The 20819-nt window shown below is 68.4% G+C and carries 21 protein-coding genes; 5 read left to right on the top strand and 16 right to left on the bottom strand.

The window, feature by feature from the left end; all coding sequences use genetic code 11:
• The first annotated feature begins 22 nt into the window (after positions 1-22).
• The gene (locus G6016_RS03595; protein WP_182631335.1) at positions 23-1192 is read left to right on the top strand and encodes an acetyl-CoA C-acetyltransferase; all 1170 of its coding nucleotides are present in this window, start codon (positions 23-25) and stop codon (positions 1190-1192) included.
• Positions 1193-1271: 79 nt separating this feature from the next.
• Here G6016_RS03595 and G6016_RS03590 read toward each other — a convergent pair whose 3' ends face one another.
• From G6016_RS03590 to G6016_RS03555, 8 genes are all read right to left on the bottom strand, one after another.
• Complete coding sequence (locus G6016_RS03590; RefSeq protein ID WP_182631334.1) at positions 1272-2186, bottom strand: hypothetical protein; 915 nt, start codon at positions 2184-2186, stop codon at positions 1272-1274.
• Positions 2187-2329: 143 nt separating this feature from the next.
• Complete coding sequence (locus G6016_RS03585; protein ID WP_182631333.1) at positions 2330-2875, bottom strand: hypothetical protein; 546 nt, start codon at positions 2873-2875, stop codon at positions 2330-2332.
• Between the two features lie 256 nt (positions 2876-3131).
• A complete protein-coding gene (locus G6016_RS03580; RefSeq protein ID WP_182631332.1) occupies positions 3132-3704 on the bottom strand; it encodes a hypothetical protein in 573 nt (190 codons plus the stop codon).
• 191 nt (positions 3705-3895) lie between these two features.
• Complete coding sequence (locus tag G6016_RS03575; protein ID WP_182631331.1) at positions 3896-4582, bottom strand: hypothetical protein; 687 nt, start codon at positions 4580-4582, stop codon at positions 3896-3898.
• A 166-nt stretch (positions 4583-4748) separates the two neighbouring features.
• Complete coding sequence (locus G6016_RS03570; RefSeq protein WP_182631330.1) at positions 4749-5873, bottom strand: nitronate monooxygenase; 1125 nt, start codon at positions 5871-5873, stop codon at positions 4749-4751.
• The gene (locus G6016_RS03565) at positions 5870-6649 is read right to left on the bottom strand and encodes a CoA-transferase subunit beta (protein WP_182631329.1); all 780 of its coding nucleotides are present in this window, start codon (positions 6647-6649) and stop codon (positions 5870-5872) included. Before G6016_RS03565 ends, G6016_RS03570 begins: the two co-directional genes overlap by 4 nt.
• Complete coding sequence (locus G6016_RS03560) at positions 6649-7584, bottom strand: CoA transferase subunit A (RefSeq protein WP_119191884.1); 936 nt, start codon at positions 7582-7584, stop codon at positions 6649-6651. Before G6016_RS03560 ends, G6016_RS03565 begins: the two co-directional genes overlap by 1 nt.
• A complete protein-coding gene (locus G6016_RS03555) occupies positions 7581-8366 on the bottom strand; it encodes an enoyl-CoA hydratase family protein (protein WP_119191885.1) in 786 nt (261 codons plus the stop codon). Before G6016_RS03555 ends, G6016_RS03560 begins: the two co-directional genes overlap by 4 nt.
• An 83-nt stretch (positions 8367-8449) precedes the next feature.
• Between G6016_RS03555 and G6016_RS03550 the strand changes: the two genes are divergently transcribed.
• Positions 8450-9241 carry an SDR family oxidoreductase gene (locus G6016_RS03550; RefSeq protein WP_182631328.1) on the top strand — a complete coding sequence of 264 codons (792 nt, stop codon included), beginning with the start codon at positions 8450-8452 and terminating at the stop codon, positions 9239-9241.
• A gap of 90 nt (positions 9242-9331) precedes the next feature.
• Positions 9332-10249, top strand: a complete 918-nt coding sequence (locus G6016_RS03545) for an SDR family oxidoreductase (RefSeq protein ID WP_182631327.1) — start codon at positions 9332-9334, stop codon at positions 10247-10249.
• Between the two features lie 105 nt (positions 10250-10354).
• Here G6016_RS03545 and G6016_RS03540 read toward each other — a convergent pair whose 3' ends face one another.
• The 4 genes from G6016_RS03540 to G6016_RS03525 all read right to left on the bottom strand — a co-directional run bounded on the left by G6016_RS03540 (position 10355) and on the right by G6016_RS03525 (position 14003).
• Positions 10355-11554, bottom strand: a complete 1200-nt coding sequence (locus G6016_RS03540) for a hypothetical protein (protein ID WP_182631326.1) — start codon at positions 11552-11554, stop codon at positions 10355-10357.
• Positions 11555-11732: 178 nt separating this feature from the next.
• Complete coding sequence (locus tag G6016_RS03535) at positions 11733-12251, bottom strand: nitroreductase family deazaflavin-dependent oxidoreductase (protein WP_380023879.1); 519 nt, start codon at positions 12249-12251, stop codon at positions 11733-11735.
• Complete coding sequence (locus tag G6016_RS03530; protein ID WP_182631325.1) at positions 12248-12835, bottom strand: GNAT family N-acetyltransferase; 588 nt, start codon at positions 12833-12835, stop codon at positions 12248-12250. The genes G6016_RS03535 and G6016_RS03530 overlap by 4 nt, the downstream gene beginning before the upstream one ends.
• Position 12836: 1 nt before the next feature.
• The gene (locus tag G6016_RS03525; protein ID WP_182631324.1) at positions 12837-14003 is read right to left on the bottom strand and encodes a steroid 3-ketoacyl-CoA thiolase; all 1167 of its coding nucleotides are present in this window, start codon (positions 14001-14003) and stop codon (positions 12837-12839) included.
• A 166-nt stretch (positions 14004-14169) separates the two neighbouring features.
• Here G6016_RS03525 and G6016_RS03520 point away from each other — a divergent pair, with 166 nt between their 5' ends.
• Complete coding sequence (locus tag G6016_RS03520; protein WP_182631323.1) at positions 14170-15414, top strand: cytochrome P450; 1245 nt, start codon at positions 14170-14172, stop codon at positions 15412-15414.
• A 163-nt stretch (positions 15415-15577) separates the two neighbouring features.
• Positions 15578-16627 (top strand): alpha/beta fold hydrolase, encoded by a 1050-nt coding sequence (locus tag G6016_RS03515; RefSeq protein ID WP_182631322.1) that lies wholly within the window; start codon positions 15578-15580, stop codon positions 16625-16627.
• A 52-nt stretch (positions 16628-16679) separates the two neighbouring features.
• Here G6016_RS03515 and G6016_RS03510 read toward each other — a convergent pair whose 3' ends face one another.
• The 4 genes from G6016_RS03510 to G6016_RS03495 all read right to left on the bottom strand — a co-directional run.
• Entirely contained in the window at positions 16680-18233 is a 1554-nt protein-coding gene (locus G6016_RS03510) for an HNH endonuclease signature motif containing protein (RefSeq protein ID WP_380024087.1), read from the bottom strand.
• 301 nt (positions 18234-18534) lie between these two features.
• The gene (locus tag G6016_RS03505; protein WP_182631320.1) at positions 18535-19440 is read right to left on the bottom strand and encodes a TIGR03619 family F420-dependent LLM class oxidoreductase; all 906 of its coding nucleotides are present in this window, start codon (positions 19438-19440) and stop codon (positions 18535-18537) included.
• A gap of 1 nt (position 19441) precedes the next feature.
• Positions 19442-19960 (bottom strand): nuclear transport factor 2 family protein, encoded by a 519-nt coding sequence (locus G6016_RS03500; RefSeq protein WP_182631319.1) that lies wholly within the window; start codon positions 19958-19960, stop codon positions 19442-19444.
• A partial coding sequence (locus G6016_RS03495; RefSeq protein ID WP_182631318.1) for a thiolase domain-containing protein occupies positions 19957-20819 on the bottom strand: 863 nt, incomplete at its 5' end. The genes G6016_RS03500 and G6016_RS03495, both read right to left, overlap by 4 nt.

The following is a 20819-nucleotide window of genomic DNA, read 5'->3' as shown; positions in this document are numbered from 1 at the left end:
CCCCGTTTACCCAAGGAGAGACATGAGTTCCGTGACCGGCCGCGAGGCCTACGTGATCGATGCCGTCCGTACGCCGGTCGGTAAGCGAGGCGGCAGCCTGGCCGCCCAGCACCCCGCCGACCTCGGCGCGCACGTCATCAAGGCGGTTGTCGAGCGGACCGGGATCGACCCGGAGATTGTCGACGACGTCGTCTTCGGCTGCGTCGACACCATCGGCCCGCAGGCCGGCAACATCGCCCGGTCCGCGTGGCTCGCCGCCGGCATGCCGCTCGGTGTTCCCGGCACCACGGTCGATCGCCAGTGTGGCTCCAGCCAGCAGGCCATCCACTTCGGTGCCCAGGGCATCATGTCCGGCACCCAGGACGTCATCCTGTTCGGCGGCGTCCAGAACATGAGCGCCCTGCCCATCTCGTCGGCGATGCTCGCGGGACGTGAGTACGGTTTCGACGACCCGTTCTCCGGCTCCACCGGGTGGACCGAGCGCTTCGGCAAGCAGGAGATCTCGCAGTTCAACGGCGCCCAGATGATGGCCGACAAGTGGGACATCTCCCGCGAGGAGATGGAGAAGTGGGCGCTGCAGTCCCACACCCGCGCCCGCGCCGCGATCGCCGAGGGGCGCTTCGCTAACGAGTACGTGCCGCTGGCGGGCCTCGAGGCCGACGAGACCACCCGCGAGACCACGCTCGAGAAGATGGCCTCGCTGCCCGTGCTGGCCGAGGGTGGCTCGCTCACCGCGGCCGTGGCCTCGCAGATCTGCGACGGCGCCTCCGCCGGCCTGCTCGCCTCCGCCGAGGCCGTCGAGAAGTATGGGCTCAAGCCGCGCGCCCGCATTCACAACCTCACCGTTCGCGGCGACGACCCGGTGATGATGCTCTCCGCGCCCATTCCCGCCACCAGGTACGCGCTGGAGAAGACTGGTCTGTCGATCGACGACATCGACGTCGTCGAGATCAACGAGGCCTTCGCCCCGGTCGTGCTGGCGTGGATCAAGGAGATCGGCGCCGACCCGGCTCGCGTCAACCCCAACGGTGGCGGCATCGCGCTGGGCCACCCGCTCGGCGCCACCGGCGCCAAGCTGTTCGCCACCCTGCTCAATGAGCTCGAGCGCACCGGCGGCCGTTACGGCCTGCAGACCATGTGCGAGGGCGGCGGCACCGCCAACGTGACGATCATCGAGCGGCTCGACAGCTGACGCTGACGCAGCCCCGGCCAGCGAAGAGCCCCGCACCATCAATGTGGTGCGGGGCTCTTGCTTGTGCGTAGCGGGGCTGTCAGGAGCCGGGGAAACTCAGGTCACCGACGCTGCCGGCGATGTCGGTGGCGATCGGGATGACGCTGCCGGCGTCGATGCTGCTGCCGTTGCTCGAACCCTCGGGGAGTTCGACACTGTCGGACATGCTGCCGGTCAGGCTGGCCGTGTCGAGCTCGCCACCGCTGCCGGTCTCGAGACTGCCGCGGCCGGCCTCGATTCCCGCAGCGCTGCCGGTGCTGCCGACGTCGATCCCGGCCTCGGTGCTCCCGCTCGTGACGTCGGCGATGCTGCCGTGGAATCCGAGGTCCACGGTGCTGCCCTGGTTCGAGCCGGAGGTGCTGCCGAGGTCGATCATCCCGTTCTCCGAGCCGATGCCTAGTTCGGCGCTGCCGAGGCCGATGCTGCTGCCCTCGGCGCTGCCGGAGCCGCCGACACTGCCGGTGACGCTGCCCTCGAACGCGCCCAGAGGATTGCCGACCTGGGTGAGGAAGAGGTTGGTCTCCATCGGAGCGTTACCGCCGTTGCAGATGACGGCGGTGGCATAGAAGTCATCGGCGACGTCGTTGGCGAGTAGGGTGCCGGACTTTCCAGGCACAGTCGCGAGTAGCAGGGGTGAGCCGGGAAGGTGGAGAAGAGTTACGTCATCACCGTCTGCGAGCAACGAGAGGATGTCCGCTGTCCCGCCTTCGAGCAGCGGACCAACGAGGCCAGGGACGGCGTGGAGGGGGACCAGCGCTCCAGAACAGGTCTGGCCGAACACCGGAGGTCGCAACGTGGTGGGGATCGGGTCCGTGACCTGCGCGGACACGGTGCCGTCTGCGACGGTCGGCGGCGCAACAGTCGCAGTATTCCCTGTTGCCGTTCCGGCGAGCGACATGGCCGCGGCGACCGAGGCGGCTGCTGCTGAACGACCGAACCTGCTGAACGTCTTCATGCGATCTCCCGAAAGGTGGACGACTTTCGGTAAAGATACTCATATTTTCGCTCGTCGGGATCTGAATGCCGTAAGCCCCACACCCGGAACAGGTGTGGGGCTTACGGGATTCTTCGCGTCAGCGTGGTGGCGCGAGAGGTCGATCAGGAGCCGGAGCTGCCGGCCGATCCGCTGTTGCCGTTGTCGGTCGGGGCGGCGGGGCCGCCGCCCATGCTGCCAGCGGCCGCTTCGAGCGGGTTGCCGACCACTGCCGGGAAGATGTGCGGCTCCATGGGGGCGCCGCCGCCCAGGCAGACCACGGCGAGAGCGTAGACGTTGGAGGGCACGTTGGTGGCGGTCAGCCAGCCCTCTTGACCGGGGAGGGTCGCCGGGAGGTTGAAGCCGAAGGCGCCGAGACCGTCGAGCTCGATCACGTCGCTGCGGTCACCGAGTGCGCTGAGGATCGGCAGGATGTCGCCACCGCCGGCGATGGCGGCGCCGCCGACGGCTGCCATTGCGGCCGGCGGGACGAGCATGCCGATGCAGGTCTGGCCGTCGAGCGGCTGGGTGACGTGCACGTTCACGGTGTTGCCCGCGATGTTATGGACGGGGACGGCGGCGTTGGCGGCACCAGTGCCGGCGACGGTGATGCCGGCGGCTGCGGTGGCGGCAACGGCGAAGCTGGCTGCGGCCTTCTTCAGGATGGTCATACGGAGTGCTCCTCACAGGCGTGCCTAGATTTGGTGGTCTACCTCACTGTGTCGCTCAGCGGACTGTAAGTGTTACATCAGCGAGAGCAACGTATCTGACGTTTCGGTGGGTTCCCTTGGTTAATTGGTGCCCATATAACCCCGCCCGCCCCGGTGACCAGCAGTTCGTCAATTGTGAAGCGCTGCAATCGACGAACAGCGCCCGGCCGAAATGTTTGGCCGGGCGCTGCGTGAATGCGGTGTGCGTTGAGTGTTCTTACTCGGCCTCGGTCTCGCCGCCGCCGAGGGCCGACGACAAGATTGCGCCCATGTCACCCTCGCCGCCGCCGGAGATCAGCGCGGAGGCGGTGTCGAGCAGGCCGTCCGAGCTCAGTCCGCTGATGACGTCGAACATGCCGCCGACGGTGACCAGTTCAGTTTCCGGCTCCATCTCGTCGGGCAGGCAGATGGATGCCAGCAGGTACATGCCGCCCGCCACATCCTCCGCGGTGACGGTTCCGGTCTCTTCGCCCGAAATGCTGACCTGGTAGGAGTCCCCGTTTTTCAGTGCGGTGACGCCTTCGGTGTTGCTGAGTTCGGCGAAGATGTCCGTGGGATTGTCGAGCTCGAGGCCCGCCATGATCCCTTCGAGGGCGTTCGGTGCCACGAGAACCGCACCGCACGTGTCGGACGTCTGATCGCCTTCGAGGGCGAAGGTGACCGAGACCGTGTTGCCATCGACGGTGTTCTCGGAAGTGGTCGCGGAGGCGACGCCGGCGCCGGCGATCGCGAGGCCGGACGCGGCGGCGAGGACGCCGATGCTGCGGAGGGCGGTACGGGTGGACTTCATGGAGGTGCTCCCTCTGAGGGGGAGAGGGTGGGGCCGGGAGGGCGAACGATGTGGATCGCGACTCCTGCTCCGTTAGAATCCTAGCTTATTCTCAGCCTTGCCATAAGGGTCAATGTCGCACTGTCTTCAGCAAAATCAGCGACGCCCGGCCGAACAATCCCGGCCGGGCGTCGCTGAAAACGAAGTTTGACTTACTCGGTTTCAGTCTCGGTCGCGGTGTCATCGTCGCCCAGCGCGGACGACAGGTTGCCGAGCGCATCGCCGTCTCCTTCGCCGTCGGTCTCGCCGAGGGCGGACGATAGGAGGGCGCCGGCGCCGCTCTCGTCATCGCTGTCGAGGACGGACGAGAGGGTGTCCAGGCCGTCGCCGCTTGCGGAAAGGCTGTCGACGCTGCCCATGACGGCTTCCAGCGGATCGCCGACGATCACGAAGGGGTTGATGGTCGGCTTGGTCGGCTCGGAGACGCAAACGCTCACCAGAGCGTAAGTGTTCGAGGGCACGTCCTCGGCGTAGACCGTGTTGGTGCGGTTGGCCAGGGTCAGGGGCGCCACCGCGCTGTCGATGAGGATCCCGTCGGTCTTGAGGACGGTGACCGAGTCATTGCCGTTCAAGGTCTTTAGGATTCCGAGAAGGCTGCCCTCGTTGACGGCTCCTGCGAACTCGGCGGCCACGCCGGCGGCCTCGGAGGTCTGGGCGAGAACGGCGCCGCAGAAGTCGGCATCAAACAAACCGCCGTCAAGCTTGAACGTCACCGAGACGTCGTTACCGTCAACGTTTGAGTTGTGGGTCGTGGCCATCGCGGCGCCGGCGCCGGCGACAGTGAGCGCGGTGGCGGCGCCGAGAACGGCAGCCGAGCGGGCGAAGGTGCGGGGCGTCATCAAGTGATCCTCCGGGGGAGCGAGGGGGGCTTATGCTCCCCTGAGAAGTTAAGACTGTTCTCAGCCTAGACCAACGGGGTGTCTGGTGCATCACATGTCACGGCGTGAAAAAGCTCCGCCCCCCTCGGCGAGAGGGGGGCGGAGCTCACAGGCCGCGGGTCGGGGATCATCTGAGGTCGCGCAGTGCGCCCAGCCGCTCGTGCGCCTGCGTCATGACGCGCTGAATGAGCTCGTCGCAGCTGGGCAGGTCGTCGATCATGCCCACGACCTGGCCGGACGCGAGCACGCCGGCCTCGGTATTACCCTCGACCAGCCCGGCCTTGAGCAGCATCGGCGTATTGGCGGCCATGACGATCTGCTGCCACGTGCGGTCGGACGAGCGCTTCATGTTGAGGCCGTCCTTGGCCAGCTGCTGCCACTTCATGCCGGTCAAGGCCTTGAACTTGTTGGCGTTCTGCACGGCCGCGACCATGCCCTTGGCCGGATTGCCGGACTCGAGCGCGGTGACCAGGCCCGTGCGCAGCACCCGGTGTGGCATGCCGTCTACGCGTGTAGAGACCACGGTGTCCTGAAGGCCCTTCTCGAGGTACTGCTGCTTGACCGCGTCCGGCACCTGCGAGTCGCTGGTGAGCAGGAAGCGGGTGCCCATCGCGACGCCCGCGGCGCCGTAGGACAGCGCCGCGACCAGGCCACGACCGTCGAAGAACCCGCCGCCGGCGACGACCGGGATCGAGGTGTTGCCGGCACCGCCCAGGGCGTCGATGACGCTGGGGAGGAGCAGCGTCGTGGCGACCTGGCCGGTGTGTCCACCGCCCTCACCGCCCTGCACGATCACCGCGTCCGCGCCCCAGGACGCGACCTTGACGGCGTGCTTCGCAGCGCCGATAGAGGGGACGACGACGAGACCGTTCTCCTTCAGGCGTGCGATCAGCTCCGGTTTCGGTGCGAGCGCGAACGACGCGACCTTCACCCCGTGGCGGATCATCAGCTCACACCGCTCGGCGGCGTCCTCGGCATCCGCCCGCAGGTTGACGCCGAAGGGCTTGGAGGTGAGCTTCTTGGTCCGGACGATGGCGTCCTCGAGCTCGGCGTACGTCATGGTGGCCGAGGCGATGATGCCCAGGCCTCCCGCGTTGGCCGTGGCCGCGGTCAGCTCCGGCCCGGACACCCAGCCCATGCCGGTCTGGACGATCGGGTACTCCACGCCGACGAGCCTGGTGAAGTCCGTGGCCAGGGTCGCCGCGCGCGAAGCGCTGCCGGTGCCGGCGGTGTTGTCGTCGTCGCCACTCACTTGGACTCCTCCGCAGGGACCTCACGGTTACGGAAGCCGCGCGGATCGATCACCTCGCGGATGATGCGCAGTTCCTCCGCCGACGGATCGCGGGTGACGCCCGCCTCGGCCAGGCCCGCGACCTCGAAGCCCGTGTTCTCCGCGACCTGCTCGGCCGTGACGCCCGGGTGCAGGGTGACGGCGCGCATGGTGCGGCCGGGGCCGGAGAAGTCGAACACGCCCAGGTTGGTGACGATCTTCGGAATGACGTGGAAGCGGAAGGCGGGATCGCCCTCCTCATAGCGGTCGTAGCCGATGCCGCAGACGATGTCGACGGACTCGGTGAACACGCGCGTGGAGTGCTTGCCCACCCAGTAGCTGGTGGCGTGGTTGATCGAGTTGCCGGGGGCGCCGCGCAGGCCGAACATCTGGCGCGTGGGCTTCTGGATGTCCTCGCCGAACGCCGACAGGTTCTGGTTGCCGTACTTGTCGATCTGGTTGGCGCCCATCACAACGTGGCGGGTGCCGGCCTGCAGAACGTCGAAGACGCGGGGGAAGGGGATGTAGCCCTCGAAGTCGATGAGCTTGCCCAGCGGCGGGGTCTGGCCGAGGAAGCGGTACTCGCCGTCCGTGATGAGCAGGTCCGGCTCCGTGGTCAGGCGCGCGAGGCGGGCGCCGATCGTGGCCATCGGGGTCATGGGGGAGGCGAAGATCTCTCCGGCGCCCGCGAAGATCTCGGCGCAGGCGATGACGCAGTACTCGGCGCGGGTGATCTGGTCGGTGCTGTTCTCGCTCATCACTTGGCTCCCTTCTCGGATGCGGCGGCCTTCTCGGCGGCCACACGCTCGGTGAAGGCCGCGACAGCCTTCTGGTAGTCCTCCTCGGACCCGGACAGGAACTCGGCCGTGAAGTCGGCCCAGGCCTGATCGTCCTTCGCGGCGGTCGCGTAGTGCTTCTGGAACGCCTCGTCGCGCCCGTAGCCGCCGGCGAACGTGAAGTGCGCGCCGTTCGGGGCCTCGGACACCGAGTCGACGAACATGCGGCTGAGCAGCATGCGCTGCGGGCCGACCTCGTTCATCAGCGCATCCGCCGAGTCGACGATCTCGTCGGTCTCGAGAAGGACGGTGTCGGCGGCCATGGCGTACAGGTCGTCGAAGTAGCCATCCGCGCCGGTGAACGCGGCGTTGCCGTGCTTGTCGGCCTTGTCCAGGTGGATGAGCGCGGCGTCCATCTTCAGCGCCGGCATCGCCAGGAGGGTCTCAGTCTTGCCCTCGAAGTCGTACGGCGAGTCGACCGTCTTGAGCTCGTCGCCCCAGAAGCGGAACACGTCCGAGCCCAGGCCGGCGCGGGTGGGCAGGAACGGCAGGCGCTGTGCGGCGGCGGTCAGCCCGGCGCGGACCATGCCCTCGTCCATCTCGCGGGAGATGATCGAGCCCTCGGTGCGGCGACGCGCGAACCACGGGTCGTAGAACGGCGCCGAGTCCAGCGTGACGAAACCGTAGTAGGCCTTGGAGACCTTGCCCGCCGAGCACAGCAGGCCCAGGTCCGGGCCGCCGTAGGTGATGACGGTGAGGTCGGTGAGATCCTCACGGCGCAGGATCGCGCGCACCAGGGCCATCGGCTTACGCCGCGAGCCCCAGCCGCCGATCCCGATGGTCATACCGCTCTCGAGGCGCGAAACCGCCTCGTCCAGGCTCTGGCGCTTGTCGCGCGGGGTGGGAGTGCTGGTCACTTGGTGTCGCCCGCCTTCTCAGATCGCTTATCTAGATTCTTTCCGGTCTTCACGAACTCGTCCCGGTGCTCATCGGCCACGCCGGCCAGGTTGAGCTCGAAGGTGAAGCCCTGCTCCATGCGGTACGAGGACTTCACGTCGACCGGGTCGATGTGGTTGATGGCTTCCTTGGCCGCCCGGATCACCCGGGTGTCCTTGGCGGCGATCGACTCCGCCAGGTCCCGCGCCGCGGCGTCGAGCTGATCGCGGGGGACCACGTCGTACACCGTTCCCCAGTTGTGCAGCTGCTGGGCGGTGACGTTGCGGGAGGTGAAGTACAGCGTCCGCATCATGTGCGGCGGCACCATGCGCGCCAGGTGCGTGGCCGCGCCGAGCGCCCCACGGTCCACCTCGGGCAGGCCGAACACCGCGTCGTCCGAGGCGACGATGCAGTCCGCGTTGCCGACCAGTCCGATGCCGCCGCCCACGCAGAAGCCGTTCACCACGGCGATCACGGGGACCGCGCACTCGTACACGGCGTTGAAGGCCACGTAGCAGCCGCGGTTGGCGGCCAGCAGGTGGTCGAAGCCCTCGAAGTCCTGCATCTCCTTGATGTCCACGCCGGCGTTGAACCCGCGGCCCTCGGCCCGCAGGATCACGACGTGGACCTCGGGGTCCCGGCCGGCGGCGAGGATCTGTTCGCCGAGTTCGAACCAGCCCGCGGACGGGATGGCGTTGACGGGGGGATAGTCGACGGTGACGGTCGCGATACCGTCTGCGCCCTTGTCGACGCTGATGCCCATGGTGCTCCCTTCGCACGCCACCGTCCGCTCGTCTCGGAACGGTCCGGTGACTAACCAAACGCTTGCTTGGTAGGCTAGCACGCATGACGAACATCGATCTTGGTCTGGCGGGCAAGGTAGTCCTCGTTACCGGAGGGGTCCGGGGCGTGGGCGCCGGAATCAGTCGCGTCTTCAGAGATGCCGGCGCCGTCGTCGTCACCTGTGCGCGGCGACCCGCGGACGACGGTTCCGATGTCGCGGACCTCGAGTTCCACTCCGCCGACCTCCGGGACCCGGAGGCGGTGCGCGCGATGGTCGACGACATCGTCGCCATGCACGGCCGCCTCGACGTGGTGGTCAACAACGCCGGCGGCGCCCCGTTCGCGCTGGCCGCCGACGCCAGCGCCAACTTCCACTCCAAGATCGTCGCCCTCAACCTGCTGTCCGCACTCACCGTCGCGCAGGAGGCCCACCGGGTCATGTCCGCCGATGGGCCCGACGGCCAGCTCGGCGGCGCGATCGTCAACATCTCCTCCGTCTCCGGCCACCGGCCCTCGCCCGGCACCGCCTCCTACGGCGCCGCGAAGGCCGGCATCGACTCGCTCACCCAGTCGCTGGCCGTCGAATGGGCCCCGGCCGTGCGCGTGAACTCCGTCGTCGTCGGCCCCGTCAAAACCGAGCTCGCCGAAATGCACTACGGCGACGCCGACGGGGTGGCCGCCGTCGACGCCACCATCCCCATGGGCCGCATGGCCGAACCCGCCGACGTGGGCCGCGCCGCCGCCTTCCTCGCCTCGCCACTGGCCGCCTACATCACCGGCGCCGAGTTACTGGTCCACGGCGGCGGCGAGAAGCCCGCGTTCCTGACGGCCTCCACCGCCGAGAACAAGCACTGAGCCCGACCGGGCAACACACACCTCAACCGACTCTGCGTACCTGCACTGGTCTTGCGCACCCGCACTGTCACCACGATCAAGGAGTAATCAATGGGAATCTGCGACGGACGCGTCGTCATCGTCACCGGCGCCGGCCGCGGCATCGGCCGTGAGCACGCCCTGGCCTTTGCCGCCGAGGGTGCCAAGGTCGTCGTCAACGACCTCGGCGCCGGCATCGACGGCCAGGACGTGGGGGAGCACCCCGCCGAGCAGGTCGTCGCCGAGATCAAGGCCGCCGGCGGCGACGCCGTGGTCAACGGCAACGACATCTCCTCGTGGGACGGCGCGCGCGAGCTCATCCAGCAGGCCATCGACACCTTCGGCGGCCTCGACGTGCTGGTCAACAACGCGGGCTTCCTGCGCGACAAGATGCTCGTCGGCATGTCCGAGGAGGAGTGGGACAAGGTCACCACCGTGCACCTCAAGGGCCACTACGCACCGCTGCGTCACGCCGCCGAGTACTGGCGCGCCGAGTCCAAGGCCGGCCGCCCGCGCGCCGCTCGCGTCATCAACACCTCCTCGGGTGCCGGACTGTTCGGCTCGGTCGGCCAGGGCAATTACGCCACCGCCAAGGCCGGAATCGCCCTGCTGACCATCCAGACCGCCGCCGAGATGAAGGGCTACGGGGTCACCGCCAACGCCATCGCGCCCTCGGCCCGCACCCGCATGACCACCTCCGCCGGTGAGGCTATGGCCGCGCAGATGGCCGCGCCCGAGGACGGCTCGTTCGACGTGATGGACCCGGCCAACATCTCGCCGCTCGTCGTGTGGCTCGGCTCCGAGGAGTCCGGTGACGTCACCGGCCGCGTCTTTGAGGTCGAGGGCGGCAAGGTCACCGTGTGCGACGGCTGGCAGCGTGCCGCCGCCGAGGACAAGGGCGCCAAGTGGGATCCGGCCGAGCTCGGCTCCGTCGTCCCGCGTCTGCTCGCCGAGTCCCCGACGCCGGTTCCGGTCTACGGCGCCCGCTAACCTACGGCGCCCGCTAACCTACGGCGCCCGCGCCCGGCCAATCGGCCCAGCGGCACAAAAGAGCCCCGCACCTTCGACAGGTGCGGGGCTCCTTTGGCTATCGGATCAGTTCTGCGGATCCGGGCAGTTCTGCGCGTCGACCGAGCCGAGGCCGGCAAGCTGGTTGATCTGCGCCTGCGGCAGGTCGCACAGCGGGAAGCCCGGCAGCGGCGGCAGCGTGACGTTGGCACCCACGGCCGCGCCGATGGCAGCGCCACCGAGAACCGCACCGCCCAGCGACATGATCGGAAGCAGGCCGCCACCGACGCTGGTCTCGATGCTGGTGGTGCCCATGTCGGAGCCAGCGTTGGTGGAACCCATGGCCTTCGCTGAACCGTTATCGGCGGAGGCGGTGCCGTTCAGCGAGCCGTTCTCCAGCGAACCGGTGAACGCGGTGAGGGAGCCGTTGACGTCGGTCAGGTCTTCGGCCGAGCCCAGGAAGATCTGACCGGACCCCCACGCGGTGCCCGTGATGGCGTCCGAGCTCTGACCCGTCGAGCCGCCGTTGCCGGTGAGCGAGCCCGTGACCCCGGTGATCGAGCCGGCGATGGCGCCGTTGATGCCCTCGACCGAGCCACCGTCGTCGATGGAGCCACCGACGGCCTGGGTGATATCGCCGGCCGAGCCGCCGTCCCCGAGGGAGCCCTCGATGCCGTGGCCGATGTCCTCGAGCGACCCACCGAGTGCGGTGGTGATGTCGCCGGCCGAGCCGCCGGTCTGGATGGAACCTGCGACGGCCTCGTTGATACCGGCCAGTGAGCCACCGGTCCCGATGGCCTCGGCGATCGCGTCGCTGATCGAGGTGAGCGAGCCGGTGTTGTCGATCGAGCCGGTGAGGGCGTCGGTGAAGGCGCCGGTCGACCCGCCGCTGTTGTCGACCGAGCCGGTGAGCGTGCGCATCGAGTCCGCCGAGGCGGTCCCGATCTGATTGAGAGAGCCACCGCCGGTGAGGGATCCGGAGATCCCGTTGCCGATGGTCCCGGCCGAGCCGCTGATATCCGCGGAGCCGCCGAGGTTCTCCGAACCCGTACCGATACCACCTGTGGAGCCCTCGGGAATCACGCCCACAGAGCTGGGAACCAGCTCGGTGGAGCCCAGGTCCGAGGAGCCCATGTCGGGAATGGTCACTTGAGAGGACTGCATCCCATCCAGAATGGGGATCTCGAAGCTGATATCTCCGACGCTGGCGTTGGCCACGCCGGCGGCGCCGGACATGGCGAGGGCCGCCGTGGCGGCGGCCGCGGCGGCCCTGGTCATCTTCTTCATAAAAGTGGATCCTCTCGGCGAATCGCGGCATCAATGTGCCCTTTGGCAAATAAGAATCCCCTGAAGATGAACTTTTGTCAATGGCGAGCCCCGGAGTGGCGGGAACGTGCGGTGTTCACGCCGTACATCGTTGTTGACGTGCGCAATATGACAAGTCAGCCATTCGGCGAGCGTTCGGCTAACGCACGGGTTCGCAGATCACCACGGGTATGACGCGGCTGGTGTTTGCCTGATACTCAGCGAAATCCGCGTAACGCTCGACGAGCCGAGGCCACAACTCCGCCCGCTCGGCCGGAGACGCCTCCCTCGCCGTCATCGACCTGACCCGGCGACCCACCTGAACGGTGACCTCAGGATCGGCCTTGACGTTGAAGTACCACGCCGGATGTTTGGGAAGGCCACCCTGTGACGCGACCAGCAGGACGCGGTCGCCATCCGGAATGTGCAGCAGGGGTACCGTCCTGGGTTCACCGGATCTGCGGCCCGTCGTCGTCACCAGGCACACCGGAACCGGCGACCGCAGCGCCGATCCCACTCGCCAGTTCCCACCGACCCGGCCGCCTGACACGCGGTACGCCCAGGTGTTCACCCGCGACATCACCTTGATGACGCCGGAGACCCACGGCGCGGCACGCCGTGGGTCGTCCGTCCCGGTCTCGGGGCGCGGGGCCTGCCCGGACTGCTGCGCGTCGCTCACTTGCCGGCCAGCGGTGCGCGGATGATCACGTTCTTGCCCGGGAAGAACGCCGCGAGCTCGCGGCGACTCTCCTTGAGGGAGCTCAGGCCGTAGCCACGCTTGCGCTCCTCGGGGCGGATCCAGATGGCCACGTCCACGTCGCCGTCGTCGACCTGCTCGCCGAACACCAGACCCACGTGAGCGTCGCGCGCTGTGTCGACCGCGACGAACCACATCGCCGACTCCGACTCGATACGACTCAGGCCCTCGCGACGCTCCTGCTCGGTGCGGCTCTCGTCCCACTCGCCGCCGGTCGCCGAGGAGGCGTCCGACGAGCGCGAATGGAACAGTGAGCGATGCTCCTCGGAGTCGCGGAACGGGTGCAGGGCGAAGCCGCCCGCCGACTCGGACGAGGCCTTGGTCGACGCGGAACCGCCGGCGAAGGCCTCAAGCGGCGCCCGGAGGACCTCCCGAGCCTCGTCGGCAGAGACCGACAAGAGGTGGGACAGGGTCCGGACCGCGTCCTCTGTGCCGGTGGCGGACGAGAGGGCGGCGAGAACCTCACGCCGACGCTCCGCCGCGGTCTCGATGACGTTGTTACTCATGTCAGATCCTTTCGATGATGCTGGCCGAGGCCTGGGCGCCACCCGCGCACATGGTGATGAGCGCGCGCTCGCCGTCCGTGCGCTCGAGCTCGTGCAGGGCGGTGGTGATGAGCCGCGACCCGGTGCTGCCGACGGGGTGGCCGATCGCGATGGCGCCCCCGTTGACGTTGACCTTGTCCATGTCCGGACCATGCACCTGTGCCCAGCTTAGGAGCACTGAGGCGAACGCCTCGTTGCATTCGAACAGATCGAAGTCCGAGATCGACATGCCCGAACGGTCGAGGACGCGCTGGGTGGCCTGGACCGGACCGTCGAGGTGGTACTCGGGCTCGCCGCCGACCAGCGCCTGGTGGGCGATGCGGGCGCGCGGGGTGAGGCCGTTCGCCCTGGCGACCTCCTCGTCCATGATCAGGACCGCGGCCGAGCCGTCGGACATCTGGCTCGAGGTGCCGGCGGTGTGCAGGCCGCCCTCGAGGACCGGCTTGAGGCCGGCGAGCGCCTCGGCGGTGGTCTCCCGCAGGCCCTGATCGCGGGTGACGGTCACCGTCTCGCCGGTGTAGGTGCCGTCCTTGAGGCGCTCGGGGGCGTCGACGGCGAAGGTCTCGCGATCGAACCGGCCTTCGTCCCACGCGCGCTGCGCATTGGCCTGCGACCGGACGCCCAGCTCCTCGAGGTCGGCGCGGCTCAGTCCGCGGCGCTTGGCGATCCGGTCGGCAGCCGTGAACTGGTCGGGCAGATCCACGGTCCAGTCGTCGGGGCGGGGCATGCCGTTCTCGCCGTTGCCGACGGCCGCGCGGAGCGCGATCCAGCTCATCGACTCGACGCCGCAGGCAATGCCGACGTCCATGGCGCCCGCGTGGATGAGGTTGGCGATGAAGTGATTGGCCTGCTGCGCGGACGAGCACTGGCAGTCGATGGTCGTGCACGCGGTCTGCCAGGGCAGGCCGGAGGCGAGCCAGGCGCCGCGGGTGACGTTGTTGCCCTGTGCGCCGGCCTGGGTCACGCAGCCGCCGACGACCTGCTCCACCAGGGCGGCGTCGATGCCTGCCCGGCGGATGACCTCCTTCTGGGAGGCGCCCAGCAGGTGCGCGGGGTGGAGGCCCGACAGCGCGCCTCGTGCCTTGCCGATCGGGGTGCGTACGGCCTCGACGATGACGGGATTTCCCATGGTCTTCCTTCCGGGAATCCGGCCGGAGGTAGGCCTGGCCGGAGCTGAACGTGTTCTAGTATGGTGTGTGGAACGTGTTCTAGATTACAGCCCGGGCGAGGGGTTCGCAGTATCCGGGTTGTGGGAGTGAACACCTGACGCAAACCGACGCGGCCAAGGAGTGCCAGTGCAGCCAGTCACCATTCCCGAGGGGTTCGACTTCACCGACCCGGAGCTCTACCAGAAGCGCCTTCCGCATCCCGAGTGGATGCATCTGCGGCAGACCGAGCCGATCTGGTGGTGCGCCAACGAGCCCGGGGTCGACGGATATGACGACGCCGGCTACTGGGTCGTCACCAAGCACGCGGACGTCAAGGAGATCTCGCGGCGCACCAACGAGGTCTTCTCGACCTGGGAGAACACCGCCATCCCGCGGTTCGCTCCCGGGACCGAGCGCGAGATCATCGAGATGACCCGGTTCCTGTTCATCAACCAGGACGGCGAAGAGCACAAGAAGTACCGCCGGATCATCTCCAAGGGCTTCACTCCGCGGAACATCGAGAAGATGCGCGAGAACCTGCGCGAGAAGGCTCGCAACATCGTCGAGACCGCGGCGGCCAAGGGCGGCGGAGACTTCATCACCGAGGTGGCCTCGGAGCTGCCCCTGCAGGCGATCGCCGAGCTCATCGGCATCCCGATGGAGGACCGCCACCAGATCTTCGAGTGGTCCAACAAGATGACCAGCTACGACATCCCGGAGCTGGCGGAGGAGTCCAATGCCGCGAACGCCGAGATCCTCGGGTACGCGATGGAGCTGGCGGCCAAGCGCGAGGTCGACCCCCGCGACGACCTGGTGACCAAGCTGGTCCAGGCCGATGTGGACGGCGAGAAGCTCACCGCCGACGAGTTCGGCTGGTTCGTGGTTCTTCTCGCGGTGGCCGGCAACGAGACCACCCGCAACGCCACGACCCACGGGATGATCGCGTTCCTGGACAACCCGGAGCAGTGGGAGCTGTTCAAGAAGGAGCGCCCGGAGACGACGTATGACGAGATCCTGCGGTGGGCCTCGCCGATCTCCTCGTTCCAGCGCACCGCCACCGAGGATGTCGAGATCGGCGGCGTGACCATGAAGAAGGGCGACCGCGCCGCGATCATGTACGGCTCGGCGAACTTCGACGAGGACGTCTTCGAGGATCCGTTCTCCTTCAACATCCTGCGCGACCCGAACCCGCACCTGACGTTCGGCGGCAACGGCCCGCACTACTGCATCGGTGCCAACCTGGCGAAGCTGCAGATCGAGTTGATCTTCAACGCGATCGCCGACCACATGCCCGACATCACCTCGATGGGCGACGCCACGCGACTTCGCTCGGGCTGGCTCAACGCCATCAACGACTGGAAGGTCGACTTCAAGTGCCCGGTCCGGGCCTGATCGCCTGACCGGCCCCGGCCCGGCTGGCCCGGCCGACCTTCCCGGCCCCGGCGCCCCGCTCGACCAGGCGGAGTGCCGGGGCCGTGTCGTCGACACCAGACAGGCGTCGACTGCTTCTCCGGAAACGCGCCGAATCCCGCACCCGACCAGGCAAGGTGACATCATGATCGACCCGCGAATCCACGACGAGTCCTGGCTGCAGCGCCGCCACATCGAGCGTGACGGGGTGCGGCTGCACTATGTCACGGCCGAGCCGGAACCCTCGGGCGAGGGCGCCGGGCCAATCGGCACGATCGTGCTGGTACACGGCTTCCCGCACTTCTGGTTCACCTGGCACCGCATGATCCCGCTGCTCGTCGACGCCGGGTGGCGGGTGATCGCACCGGACCTGCGCGGGATGGGCGGCTCGGATGCGCCAGCGGACGTCGAGGCCTACACGCCACGAGAGGTGGTCGACGACCTGTTCGCGGTGATCGACGATGTCTCGCCTCGCGGGGGTGCCGCCGAGAAGGTCGTTCTGGTGGGGTTCGATTTCGGCGCGGGCGTTGTCTACGACGCGTGTCATCTCGAGCCCGACCGTGTCCGCGCGGTGATCGGCATGGAGAACCCCTTCGTGGGCACCGCCGGTTCCGTCCCGCCGCTGGAGGGATCGGCGATGATCGCGGAGAAGCACTTTCTGCACCTGCACTACTTCGCGCAGCCGGGAGTCGCCGAGGTGGATCTGAAGGGTCATGAGCGCGACTTCCTCGCCCGCGTGTTCTGGGCACTGTCGGCGGACTTCCATTACCTCGACGTGTGGCAGCACCCGCCGGGCACGCGCTACCTCGACGCACTGCCCGAGGCGCCGCAGTTGCCGTGGAGGTGGCTCTCCGCCGAGGAATTGGACGTCTACGAGAAGGAGTACACGCGCACCGGGTTCGCCGGCCCACTGCAGTGGTACCGCGCCATGGATGTCTCCTGGCGTGCGCGCAAGGAGTTCGAGCGCCAGACCAACCCGGTGCCGTACTACTTCGTCTACTCGGAGCACGACCCCGACCTCGAGGGGTTCCACGGCCGCGAGCCGCTCAAGAAGCTGGATCGCCACCACGACGATGTCCGCCAGGTCCGCAGTGTGCCGCGGGCCGGCCATCTCATGCATCTGGAGGCCACTGAGGACACCCACCGCGAGATCTTGGCCTGCCTCGCAGACATCACGGCGACCATCCCGGAGTAGCCGCGCCGGTTGTTTCCGGCGCCTGCTCAGGGCCGCCGCAGGATGCCACCGGTCAGAAGGGCGGCGGGTCGTGATCGGGCTGGGGCAGTGGCGGGGTGAAGCGGGCGATCGTGTTGGCTTCTCTTTCTGCCGCGAGATCCCGCTCCCGTCGGTGCTGGTGTGTGGCCTGGGACCCCGGGCTGAGCCACGGACGCCGGCGTGGGTGCGGCGGTGAGCCGGGCGGTGGCCCGGTCGGAGATTCCGCGTCCGCGGCCACGTCTCGGCGCCATCGCGCGAGCGGCCCCGCAGGGTCGGTGGTGATGGTGTGACCGGTATCGGTGGTGACGGTGAGCGTTGCGTCCGGGTCCAGGTGATAGTCCCAACCGTGGAATGTCTTGAAGCGGTGGTGCTGCCGACACAGGCACATGAGATTTGCTTCGATGCTCAGTCCGCCACCGCCGGGATCGGAGTGGTCGAAGGGGCGGCAGTGGTCGATGTCGCAGTCGCTCGCCGGAACGGAACACCCGGGATGGCGGCATGTGCCGTCGCGTAGACGGATGCGGCGAGCCAGTTCCGGGCTGAGCCGGTACCGCCGGGCGAGAAGCTCCGAGTCCGCGGCGCCGGGCGCGGTGTCGGGGACTGTGATGGTGGCGCCGATGCTCCGGGACAGGAGCGCGATGAGGGTTTCGATGGTGGCGGTGCCGCCTCTGGGGAGGTAGACCTCCGGCTGGCCGTCCTCGCCGAGCGGCACCAGCACCGTGATGTCAGGACGGACCGACGCCGGGAGCGGCCCGGTGGCGTCGGCCATTCCGGGGGCAGGAGACGAATCCGAGGCAGACGATCCCGATTCGGCCGCCGAGGCACTGCCGGCCGGGCTCGGTGGCGATGCCGGGGCGCTGCCGTCCGAGCCGAGGAGGGCATTGACGAGGGCATCAGCCCGGAGCTGGCCCGTGGACGCGCCGCCGGGATTCTTCCGCTTCTGCACGCTGGCGATTGTGCCCAGTGCCTCGAAGATGGCCTGGGCGTCGAGAGCAGAGATCCGGGCGGTCAGGTCGGCCATTCCGTCGCGGCCGCGGCGCAGCCATAGGTTCCGTTCTTCACGCGCCCGCTCACGGCGCGCGAGCACGCCTTCGGGATCGTACTTGCGGGTGATGCTGTCGGCCTCGTCGAGGATCGCGTCCCGCCCGGGACGGCGGCCGGAGTTGATGGCGTCGAGGAGCCAGTCGGCCACCTCCCGCTGGATCTTCTCGAGAGCGGCGGCGTCGATCAGCCGCATATGACGGGCGAGCATCTCGGCTGTCTCCTCGTCCAGGACGCCCGTCTCCATGGCCTCCAGCAGTGCGGGGAACCGCAGGCAGAGGTCGTTGGCCAGAGTGATCAGCTTCCGGGCCCGGTTGTGGTGGACACCGTAGGCCGCGACGATCTCGGCGCAGGCGATCTGGAGCGGGTCGATGATCGCGTACGACGGTCGTTCGTCGAGACCGGCGCCGTAGCCCGCCGCGACCGCGCGATCGAACTGTTCGTCCTCACACAGCGCGAACAGTTCCCGGCAGGCCCTGAGCCGAGCCGCCGCGGTGCGGTTCTCCGCGTGCAGCGCGTCGACTGCGGTGAGGGTCAACGCCCGCACCTGGGGTCCCGGTCTCTGGACGGGTGCCATTCTCCTGCGTCTCCCTTCACGCCCGAATGTTCGATTCCGAGTTCGATACTCGCCTCTGAGTTCGATTGGAAAAACAGTAGCAATCAGGTCCGACACAACACCGAAAGGCGGTTCTACCTGCAGAAAGCTGTCCGCGCCAACATCCTGCGCGCACCGCGATCGGTGCGCGCAGGCTACTGGCACCGGGGTCGGTGCGCGGGAGGAGTCGCGGTACGACGAGGCCCGCCCCGCAGATGTCGCGGGACGGGCCTCGTGCCGGCAGTCCGGTCTGTCAGCTCGTGAGACCGTACTTGTCGCCGAACGCCGCGATCGACTCGAGCTTGATCTCGGCGGAGCAGTCGAAACCGTGGCCCTCGATCATCCAGGGCATCACGATGATGTCGGTGACGCCCGCCTCGGCGAGCTCGGTGAAGCCGCGGGTGCCGTACTTGTCCATGCACACCACCTGGATGGCGAAGGGCTTGCCGTCGCCGCGGTCGGCCAGCGAGCGGCCGTTGGCCTCGAGCAGCTCGCCCAGGCGCGTGACGGTGGCCACGATGTCGTCGTAGCTCATCATCGCGCTGGTCCAGCCCTGGCCGATGCGCGCCGCCCGCTTGAGGGCGATCTCGGTGTGACCGCCCACGTAGAACGGCACCAGCTCGCCAGGGGCCGGGGTGAAGATGAGTTCGTCAAAGTCGAAGTGGCGGCCGTGGAACTCCATCCACTCGCCCCTCAACCCCTCGCGCATAATCGTCAGCGACTCGTCGACCCGCTTGCCGCGACCTTTGAACGGGGCGCCGCACCATTCGAACTCGTTGGGGTCCCAACCAATGCCGACGCCCAGGTCCAGCCGGTTTCCGGTGAGCAACGCGACCGAGGCGACCTGCCGGGTCAGCAGCAATGGGTTCCGCGGCCCGACCTTGAGCACCTGCGGAGAGAACCGGATGGTCGAGGTGGCCCCGCCCATCGCGGCGGAGGCGATCAGCGGCTCGACCCACTCGGTGTTCTCGTCCCACATGCGCGAGCCGTCGGGCGTGTACGGGTAGTCCTCGTCCTGCCGCCGCGGGTGGAACAGGGAGTCGGGCAGCACGACCCGGTCGAATCCGGCGGCCTCGGCGCCGCGCGCGAGGGTGATGTACTGGTCGACGGGGGAGAAGGAGACGGGGACGGAGAACTCGACGTCCACTACGCGTGCCATGTCAGGCATCCTTCCGGACGGCGTCGGCGATGGCGGCCCTGTCGTCGTCGGTCAGTGGCCGCAGTCCCGAGGCCATGGCCACGTCCTGCTCCCAGAAGGCGCGAAGGGAGACGAGGCGACCGTCGGAGTCGACGCGGTAGTCCACGGCGATGTCGATCTCCATGATGTTCTCGCCCATGTGGGTGCGCATGGTGCCGATGCAGAGTAGTTCGTCGCCCACGGCGATCCCGCGGTCGAAGCGGAACTCGATGTGGTCCGGGGTGGCCACGGCCTTCTCCCAGAATTCCAGGAGCCGCTGCGTGCCGGTGTGGCCGATGCCCTCGGCGTCGAACATCGACGGGCCCACGGGATCTTCGATGGTGCCCTCGGGGGACCAGCCGGCGATCCAGGCGTCGCGGTCACCAGAGTTGGTCGCGGCCCACGAGCGGCGCGCTGCGGCGTAGGCGGGACTCGCCAGGGCTGCGTCGCTCATCGATAGGGGCCGATACTGACCTGTCTCGTCCAGGTAAGGGTTGCTCATTCCTTGCGCTCCGTTCCGACGACCCACATCGAGAAATATTGGGCCCCGCCACCGTAGGCGTGCCCGAGGGCTTTTCTGGCTCCGGGGATCTGGTGTTCCTCGGCCCGGTTCATCACCTGGCGTGCGGCCTCGGAGAACCGCAGCATGCCGGAGGCGCCGATCGGGTTGGAGCACAGCACGCCACCCGACGGGTTGACCGGGAGCGAGCCGTCGCGCGCGGTGGCGCCGGACTCGACCATCTTCCAGCCCTCGCCGCGGTCCGCGAACCCGAGGCTCTCCAACCACATGGGCTCGAACCAGGAGAACGGCACGTAGATCTCGGCGGCGTCGATCTCCTCGGCCGGGGTGGTGATCCCGGCCTCGGCCCACAGTGCGGCGGCCGCGTCGCGGCTGGCCTGCGGGTTGGCGTAGTCGCGGCCGGCGAAGGTGCCGGGCTCGGTGCGCAGCGCGGTGGCGTGGATCCAGGCGACCTGCCGGCCGGCGTTCTCCACGGCCTCCGCAGCCTCGGCGTCGCCGATCACGATCGCGCACGCGCCGTCGGAGGACGGGCAGGTCTCGTCGAAACGGATCGGATCCCACAGCATCTGCCCCTGCAGGACCTTGTCCACGGTGATGTCGGGCTGCTTGAGGTGCGCGTACGGGTTGATGGAGCCGTTGAGTCGGTCCTTGACCGCGACCATCGCGCCCACGTGCTCGGGGGCGCCGGTCTCGCGGATGTAGGAGCGCACGTGCGGGGCGAAGTAGCCGCCGGCCCCGGCGCCGACGGGCGCGGTGAACGGCACGGGCAGGGACAGTGCCCACATGGCGTTGGACTCGGACTGCTTCTCCCACGCCACGGCCAGCACTCGGCGGTACCGCC

Source organism: Dietzia aerolata, assembly GCF_014144865.1.
GTDB classification, from domain to species: Bacteria; Actinomycetota; Actinomycetes; order Mycobacteriales; family Mycobacteriaceae; genus Dietzia; species Dietzia aerolata.
This window is presented reverse-complemented; position numbering and strand designations above follow the sequence as displayed.

Coding starts and splice junctions, on each gene's coding strand:
- G6016_RS03525 (WP_182631324.1), bottom strand. CDS start 14,003: ATGGGAAATCCCGTCATCGTCGAGGCCGTACGCACCCCGATCGGCAAG.
- G6016_RS03590 (WP_182631334.1), bottom strand. CDS start 2,186: ATGAAGACGTTCAGCAGGTTCGGTCGTTCAGCAGCAGCCGCCTCGGTC.
- G6016_RS03500 (WP_182631319.1), bottom strand. CDS start 19,960: ATGAGCAACCCTTACCTGGACGAGACAGGTCAGTATCGGCCCCTATCG.
- G6016_RS03575 (WP_182631331.1), bottom strand. CDS start 4,582: ATGACGCCCCGCACCTTCGCCCGCTCGGCTGCCGTTCTCGGCGCCGCC.
- G6016_RS03550 (WP_182631328.1), top strand. CDS start 8,450: ATGACGAACATCGATCTTGGTCTGGCGGGCAAGGTAGTCCTCGTTACC.
- G6016_RS03565 (WP_182631329.1), bottom strand. CDS start 6,649: ATGAGCGAGAACAGCACCGACCAGATCACCCGCGCCGAGTACTGCGTC.
- G6016_RS03530 (WP_182631325.1), bottom strand. CDS start 12,835: ATGAGTAACAACGTCATCGAGACCGCGGCGGAGCGTCGGCGTGAGGTT.
- G6016_RS03515 (WP_182631322.1), top strand. CDS start 15,578: ATGATCGACCCGCGAATCCACGACGAGTCCTGGCTGCAGCGCCGCCAC.
- G6016_RS03545 (WP_182631327.1), top strand. CDS start 9,332: ATGGGAATCTGCGACGGACGCGTCGTCATCGTCACCGGCGCCGGCCGC.
- G6016_RS03580 (WP_182631332.1), bottom strand. CDS start 3,704: ATGAAGTCCACCCGTACCGCCCTCCGCAGCATCGGCGTCCTCGCCGCC.
- G6016_RS03595 (WP_182631335.1), top strand. CDS start 23: ATGAGTTCCGTGACCGGCCGCGAGGCCTACGTGATCGATGCCGTCCGT.
- G6016_RS03505 (WP_182631320.1), bottom strand. CDS start 19,440: ATGGCACGCGTAGTGGACGTCGAGTTCTCCGTCCCCGTCTCCTTCTCC.
- G6016_RS03555 (WP_119191885.1), bottom strand. CDS start 8,366: ATGGGCATCAGCGTCGACAAGGGCGCAGACGGTATCGCGACCGTCACC.
- G6016_RS03585 (WP_182631333.1), bottom strand. CDS start 2,875: ATGACCATCCTGAAGAAGGCCGCAGCCAGCTTCGCCGTTGCCGCCACC.
- G6016_RS03540 (WP_182631326.1), bottom strand. CDS start 11,554: ATGAAGAAGATGACCAGGGCCGCCGCGGCCGCCGCCACGGCGGCCCTC.